The organism is Bacteroides reticulotermitis JCM 10512 (assembly GCF_000517545.1).
Lineage (GTDB): Bacteria > Bacteroidota > Bacteroidia > Bacteroidales > Bacteroidaceae > Bacteroides > Bacteroides reticulotermitis.
Window position 1 is genome coordinate 22447 of sequence record NZ_BAIV01000042.1, and the last position, 6733, is coordinate 29179.

General features: G+C 47.7%; 7 protein-coding genes and 1 pseudogene. 2 read left to right on the top strand and 6 right to left on the bottom strand.

What is annotated here, in order from left to right; translation table 11 throughout:
• Positions 1-49 precede the first annotated feature (49 nt).
• Both JCM10512_RS19395 and JCM10512_RS19400 read left to right on the top strand, forming a co-directional pair.
• Complete coding sequence (locus JCM10512_RS19395) at positions 50-727, top strand: response regulator transcription factor (protein WP_044165467.1); 678 nt, start codon at positions 50-52, stop codon at positions 725-727.
• Entirely contained in the window at positions 712-1815 is a 1104-nt protein-coding gene (locus JCM10512_RS19400; protein WP_244437331.1) for a sensor histidine kinase, read from the top strand. Before JCM10512_RS19395 ends, JCM10512_RS19400 begins: the two co-directional genes overlap by 16 nt.
• Here JCM10512_RS19400 and JCM10512_RS19405 read toward each other — a convergent pair.
• The 6 genes and pseudogenes from JCM10512_RS19405 to JCM10512_RS19425 form a co-directional block, all read right to left on the bottom strand.
• Positions 1740-2812: pseudogene (locus JCM10512_RS19405) on the bottom strand (NAD-dependent epimerase/dehydratase family protein). The gene JCM10512_RS19400 and the pseudogene JCM10512_RS19405 overlap by 76 nt on opposite strands.
• 63 nt (positions 2813-2875) lie before the next feature.
• Complete coding sequence (locus tag JCM10512_RS19410; protein WP_244437333.1) at positions 2876-4138, bottom strand: ArnT family glycosyltransferase; 1263 nt, start codon at positions 4136-4138, stop codon at positions 2876-2878.
• Positions 4072-4419: a glycosyltransferase family protein gene (locus JCM10512_RS24340; RefSeq protein WP_244437334.1), complete on the bottom strand. Its 348-nt coding sequence runs from the start codon at positions 4417-4419 to the stop codon at positions 4072-4074. Before JCM10512_RS24340 ends, JCM10512_RS19410 begins: the two co-directional genes overlap by 67 nt.
• Positions 4409-5050 (bottom strand): lipid-A-disaccharide synthase N-terminal domain-containing protein, encoded by a 642-nt coding sequence (locus JCM10512_RS19415; protein ID WP_044165461.1) that lies wholly within the window; start codon positions 5048-5050, stop codon positions 4409-4411. Before JCM10512_RS19415 ends, JCM10512_RS24340 begins: the two co-directional genes overlap by 11 nt.
• A 4-nt stretch (positions 5051-5054) precedes the next feature.
• Positions 5055-5789: a glycosyltransferase gene (locus JCM10512_RS19420; protein ID WP_044165462.1), complete on the bottom strand. Its 735-nt coding sequence runs from the start codon at positions 5787-5789 to the stop codon at positions 5055-5057.
• A gap of 107 nt (positions 5790-5896) precedes the next feature.
• Positions 5897-6223 carry a hypothetical protein gene (locus JCM10512_RS19425; RefSeq protein WP_148298481.1) on the bottom strand — a complete coding sequence of 109 codons (327 nt, stop codon included), beginning with the start codon at positions 6221-6223 and terminating at the stop codon, positions 5897-5899.
• Positions 6224-6733: the final 510 nt, after the last annotated feature.

A 6733-nucleotide genomic window follows, 5' to 3' on the forward strand; every position in this document is an offset into this window, starting at 1 on the left:
GCTGTTGGGTCTTGCTTTCTTACAGACGAAGTACACTAAATACTATCAAATGAAACTGCTGATTATTGAAGACGAACAGGAACTGTCGAATAGTGTGGTTACTTATCTCAGTTCGGAAAACTATCTGTGCGAACAGGCGTTCACCTATCAGGAAGCCATGGAGAAGATTGATGTATATGACTATGATTGTGTCTTGCTCGATCTCATGCTTCCGGGGGGAAACGGACTCGATATTCTACGTAGCATCCGCAGCAAGCGCAATCCCGTAGGAGTTATTATTGTGTCGGCTAAAGATTCACTGGATAATAAGGTGCAGGGACTTGCAATCGGTGCGGACGACTATCTGGCAAAGCCGTTTCATCTCCCGGAGTTGAGTATGCGTATCTATGCCATCATTCGTCGCAAAGAGTTTTCCGCCAATAATATTCTGCAAAGCAATGGGTTAAGCATTGATTTGTTAAGTAAGACGGTGAGCATCGATACAGAGGTTCTTCCGTTGACTCGTACCGAATACGGACTGCTGTTATTCCTGATTGGGAATAAGAACCGGGTGATTTCCAAAGGCGCCATGGCGGAACACCTGAGTGGAGACATGGCGGATATGCTGGACAATCATGACTTTGTGTATGCGCATATCAAGAACCTGAAAGCGAAACTGGCAGGAGCCGGTTGTAAAGACTGCATTAAGAATATTTACGGAACCGGTTATCAATGGGTGGAAGAATGAATGGGAAAAGTCTTTTAAGCAAAACAATGACGCAGTTCATCATTTGCACAGTGATTATTCTGTTGCTGGCAACGCCGCTGTTCTATCTGCTGACCAAATATTACTATGCGGAAGACATGATCGATATCATTGAAGCCACCCAGCAGGGACACCCTCTGCCACAATTGGACTTAGAAGAAGACATCATGCATGGTGTGATGATACAGTTCGCGTTGATTAGCGGCGTGCTGGGGATAGCGATTGTGTTCACAATGCATTTCATTGCCCGAAGGCTGTGGAAACCTTTCGATGAAACCTTGAAGCGAGTCGAAAAGTTCCGCTTGGAGAGTGGTGTTGTGCTGCAATTCCCCGATAGTGATATCAAAGAGTTTAACCGGCTGAATCAGGCTGTGAGCCTTTTGATGGAGAATAGCATGAAGAGCTATCGGACGCAGAAAGAATTTACCGAGAATGCTTCGCACGAGCTTCAAACCCCGTTAGCTGTCTTTCAAAGTAAGCTCGACCTGCTACTCCAACAACCCGATATGACGGAGCAACAAGCCCTGGTTATTCAGGATTTATATAAAGTGTCCGGCCGGCTATCGCGTTTGAATAAGAACCTCTTATTGCTGGCTAAGATTGATAACAAGCAATATCCTCAATCGGATACCCTCGACATCGTAGCGGTTTTGAACGAGTTACTACCTTTCTGGGAAAGCCTGACGGGAGAGATTACGATTTCCGCATCGTTTCGGGAACCGATCTTTGTCACCAATGGAACCCGAATCTTGTTTGAAAGCATGGTGAATAATCTGGTCGTCAACGCTGTTCGTCACAACCAACCGAATGGTATCATTCAACTCGAAGTCGGCGATCAGCGATTAATCGTCTCCAATACTTCCGACGAAGCGGCTCTGGACGCTAAACTGATCTTCAACCGTTTCTATCGTCCATCGGAGAAAGTGAAAGGGAACGGACTGGGCTTGGCTATTGTCAAAGCGATCTGTGACTATCACGGCTGGACCATTACGTATCAATATACCAACGAGTTACACGTATTCACAATCGACTTTGCGCCTTCGCGTTCCATTACCCGATCCCGGCCGTAGAACGCTTTATACCAATTATAAAAACGCAGCAACCCCTCTTCAATCGACACGGAAGGCTTGTAGCCGAAGTCACGTTGCAGATGAGTTGTGTCCGCATACGTACAATACACGTCGCCCGGTTGCATCTCTGTCATTTGCATCATCGCTTTCCGTCCGGTCACCTTTTCGATGGCGGCTATAAAATCCAGTAATTCGACCGGAGCAGAATTGCCGATGTTATAAATCCGGTAGGGCACCGCTTGGGTAGAAGGCTGCTCGAGCATGCACATAAGTCCCGATACAATATCGTCGATATAGGTGAAGTCCCGGCTCAGTTTGCCATGATTGAATACCTTGATGGGGTCTCCGTTCAAAATCGATTTCATAAAGAGAAACGGAGCCATGTCCGGTCTTCCCCACGGACCGTAAACGGTAAAGAAACGCACACCTGTGGTGGGGATGCCAAAGAGTTTGCTGTACGAATGTGCCATTAGCTCATCGGTCTTTTTGGTGGCGGCATAGAGACTCACCGGCGCATCCGTCACATCGGTTTCCGCATAGGCACATGGTCGCTCTGTCCGTAGATGCTGCTCGAACTGGCGTATATCAGGTGCTTCACCGGATGGTGGCGACAGTTCTCTAAGATATTCAGGAAACCTAAAACATTCGACTCCACATAGGCGTACGGGTTCTCGATGGAGTAGCGCACACCTGCCTGAGCAGCCAGATTAACCACCACCTCAAACTGTTCGGTATCGAAAAGCGTCTCCATGTGGGCGCGATCGGTCAGGTTCAGTCGGATAAAATGATAGGTCGGATAGGTGCTGCTTGCCAGCTTCCGGTTATCCGTTATGCCTGCTTGCGGAATACCCGCTTCGGCGAGCCGGGCATACTTCAGGCTCATGTCATAGTAAGAATTGATACAATCCAGTCCGATGACCTCGTGCTTCTGCGCTAGTAAGGCTTTTATCAGACTCGAACCGATGAAGCCGGCGGCTCCTGTAACCAATATTTTCATTGAATGCGATGTTTTTAGTTTAGTATCTTGCTGGGTGCGTCTCTGTGAAATGAAAGAGAAGCGCTACCGGAGCGCTAAGATGGCATAACGCCCCACTCGGTAAATCGGCTTGTCAGCGAAGTAGGGAGGTAGCTTGGCTACTTCTTCGGCAGGCAACATCAATACAGCGTTGTGTAGGTCGGTTTGAATCGGTTCGTCGGGTGATAACGTCTGTACCTCTTTGTGTAGATATACATCGATATTCTCCGGCCGATACAACTTCCAAACATAATAGTCGGTCAGTTTTTTTGTGTCGGCTACGGTTAGGGCCTGGTTGCACAAGTCTCCATAACCCAGTTCGCTGTTGATTCGGGGGATGCCCCAGCCACCCATGAAAATGGCGGCGAATAGTCCGCAAGCAAGCGTTCGGATGGCGTGGTTCAGTGCTTTACGGCGGTAGAGTAGGTAAAGCGTAAGGAGTCCCGTGAGACTCAATATGCCGGCAGCTAGCTGAAAAAGAAGCTGTCCGAGGTAGTGCGTATCTTCTCTTTTCGCTAGCTCAATCAATGCGGGGAACGACAAACAGAAGATGATGGCGGGAATTCCGATGGATAACGCAATCCACCGATTCCATTTGAAACGCTGGAAATAGATCAAAGCCAAATAAGCGATGAAAGGAAATGCCGGAAGCAGATAGACTGCTATCTTAGAGCTGATTAACGATAACAGCAGAAAGGTTACTCCGATGATTGTGAGGAAGAACTTCTGAAGATCGGTGTGTATCCATTTCTTGTAAATGGCGGTACAAAGGATGCCAATCAGCAGCAAAGACCACGGAAGCAGCGAATACCCTACCGATAGGAAATAATAGTAGAACGGGGCTTTGTGATGGAACGAACTCACCGCCCGATCTAGGGTCTGGTGGAAAAGTAGGTTGTGTAGATATTCCCATCCACCCTCAGCGTATACAGCGGCAAACCACACCGAGAAGCATGCGAGAAGGATAAGCCATGTCTTCCACCCCCAATATCTCCCGACGGACCGAATACGTCCCGTTACTCCTAAGAATACGACTGTGCTGATGAGCGGAATCAGGAGTCCGATCGGTCCTTTACTGAACACAGCCAGGAACAGATAAAGTGGGAAAAGAACCGAATGAACCGTCTGATTCCCTTCCCGTTTCTTCATTTGATAAAAGGTGTAGAGTGACAAGGTAATGAACATACACATCAGCATATCCATGCGTAATACGACGGTCATTCCGGCAAACAGCCCGCAACTTAGCATGAGTAACTTCCACGTAAGGCGATGGCTTCTGTCTGTTTCGGCAGCTGTCCAGCGATCCATCGTACCCACGATAACGAATGCCGGTACGAGCGAAAAGAGCGAAAGAAACCACATCTGGTATTGGCCGAATAGATATTTGCTTGCATGATGATCCAGAGGTAGAGCGGAGGTTTGTCAGCGTAGGGTATTCCGTGATTGGTAAATGTGACCCACGTGCCGTTCCGGATTGCTTCGTCGGCAATGCTGAGGTAGCGCAATTCATTGCTGGGGGTGTAGTCGCGCAGCAGGATAACGGGAAGTAGCGCTAACAATACAAAGATGAATATCCAATTAGTTTTCATTTGCGATTAATTTAGTGTGGTGTCCGATCCAAAGATTGCGCGCATAAGCCGCTATGCCGAAAGATTGCCCGAGAATCAATACGGCATCCAATCGGATGAGGCCGTAGGTGGCAATGAGCAGCGAACCTGCCAGACTGATCAACCAAAAGCCTGTCGGGAGAACGGATTCTTGTTTGCGATACGAGTAAATCAGCTGATAGACGAACCGTAGGGTGAATAATACTTGTCCGACTATTCCGAAAAGCAGCAGTCCTAACGGAATGTCTTCATTTTGAAGGAAGGTTCGTGCCAGTGAATCGGCATCTTGTAATCCGAAGATAACGGCTATGGCGGGTGTAAGTAGCAGGACGGCTCTCAAAATGAACGGGATGTTCTTCCAACTGTTTTTCAGCTTCAAATTCCACAAATAGACGTAGTAGGAGATGAATTGACCCAGCACAATGGATAGGTCGCCTCGCAGCCAACCGTATAAACAGAGCAGATAGGAGCCGGACAGGCTCAGAATCCAAAAGAGGGTAGGCGACAAGACTCGCTTGGCTCGCTCCGACAGAATCCACTGAACGAGCGTGCGGGCGGAGAAGAATCCCTGTGCCAGCAGGCCGACAAGCAGCACGATGAAGTAAGAACTCATGGTATTACTCGGATAGGTTGTTGTCGGCTATGTGGTAATTGATATATCTCTTCTTCATCCACCGATAGGCGAAGCAGTCGATGAAAGGTGATACCAGTCTGTTTCGCAAATGGTATTTGGACTTTCCGGCCGTTCGGGGAAAGTGCCGGACGGGTATCTGTTTCACTCTTCCCTGCTGCAAGAGAACCAATGCGGGCAGGAAACGGTGCATACCCGTAAAGAAGGGTATTTGCTTGGCACAGTCTGTGTGTAGCACCTTCAAGGGGCATCCGGTATCTTGCACGCCGTCGTGAGTCATAGCCTGACGGAAACGGTTGGCGATTTTGGACTGTACTTTCTTGAAGAAAGAGTCCTGCCGGTTAGCCCGGATTCCCATCACCATTTCGTAAGCCGAAATGTCTGCCAGCAGGAGGTTGAAGTCCTCCGGGGTGGTTTGCAGATCGGCATCCATATAGCCTATGTATTCCGATTCCGTGGCATCGATACCGGCTTTCAGGGCGGCACTTAGTCCGCTATTCTTTTGGAGGGATAGGTAGAAGAAGTCTTTGCGACGGCTGCATACTTCTGTGATCCGTTTCAAACTGGCGTCTGTAGAGCCATCGTTGATAAATAAAACACAGGCCGGATAGATGGAATAAATCAGAAAATCGTTCAGCTTCTGTTCCAATGCGGGCAGGTTATCCGCTTCATTATAGATCGGTACGACAATTGTAAACGAGTAATTGGCAGTCCTATTCATGTTTAATCGGTTTTGCCGACAAAGTTAGGGGGGAGATTTTGTAGAAATATTGAAGATACGCGCTGACTCCGATAAATCCCTTGACCTTTTTTCGCCGATATGCCTGATTATTGGCCCTTTTCTCGGAACGGAATCTTCCGGATGGGAGGGGAGTTCGTAGTGAAAACAAGTATAGTTTGCACCTGAAATAAGAAGACTTTTGGCGGCAAACAAGTATTGTTTGGCTTGGCCATACGCCCTTTCAAACTGAGAATACAGGGTTTTGTATAACCTCCACCGAAAGCGGGCGAGTCGATTTCCCGAACAACTTCCCAATGCAAACTGCGGTGGATGGCAGCGAAGAGGTAGTTTACAAGCAGGCATAGGATCATTCCGCAACAGTTGATCATGTGGGACGTCTTCAATTCTCTTTCTCGGTTATTCTTCGAACTCATGTCGTAACAGGTTTTAGGGGTTAAGGAGGTGTCATTACCGGATTGGTTATATCCGTCTGAGTCTCTGCTGCAAAGAAAAAGAATATTTGCGAGAACGTAAAAACGCTTTTTTAGCTAAAAAAGGGCCATTTCGACGTAGTTAGATATATCTTAGGGGAAATAACCGCCGAAATCCTGCCCACAAGGCCCTGAAGAGGGGTTCATTGGTTCAGTCAACAGCTGTTTTAGGAGAAATATCAACAGTCGCATCTCCGGCAAGTGAGCTATTGGTATCTCCTCTTACCTGCCCGTAGATAGCTTCTTGCGTGATTTTTGCGTTTTATGAGCCTTTGCAAGCTAGCCTTCGATGCTCTGCGAAAAACGTTAAAAACCTCTTTTTTGGGCCAAATGAACGTATTTCGCAAAGCCGTATTTAACTTTTTTTGGCCGAAAACCTCCTTTTTCTAGCTAATATCTATTCTTATATTCTATATAAAGTGAGGGGGGCGTATTTAGGATGATGAGCCCCCC

Excerpts from the sequence above, each read along its gene's own strand:
- JCM10512_RS19410 (WP_244437333.1), bottom strand. The coding sequence starts at position 4,138 with ATGGATCGCTGGACAGCTGCCGAAACAGACAGAAGCCATCGCCTTACG.
- JCM10512_RS19415 (WP_044165461.1), bottom strand. The coding sequence starts at position 5,050 with ATGAGTTCTTACTTCATCGTGCTGCTTGTCGGCCTGCTGGCACAGGGA.
- JCM10512_RS24340 (WP_244437334.1), bottom strand. The coding sequence starts at position 4,419 with ATGAAAACTAATTGGATATTCATCTTTGTATTGTTAGCGCTACTTCCC.
- JCM10512_RS19420 (WP_044165462.1), bottom strand. The coding sequence starts at position 5,789 with ATGAATAGGACTGCCAATTACTCGTTTACAATTGTCGTACCGATCTAT.
- JCM10512_RS19400 (WP_244437331.1), top strand. The coding sequence starts at position 712 with ATGGGTGGAAGAATGAATGGGAAAAGTCTTTTAAGCAAAACAATGACG.
- JCM10512_RS19395 (WP_044165467.1), top strand. The coding sequence starts at position 50 with ATGAAACTGCTGATTATTGAAGACGAACAGGAACTGTCGAATAGTGTG.
- JCM10512_RS19425 (WP_148298481.1), bottom strand. The coding sequence starts at position 6,223 with ATGAGTTCGAAGAATAACCGAGAAAGAGAATTGAAGACGTCCCACATG.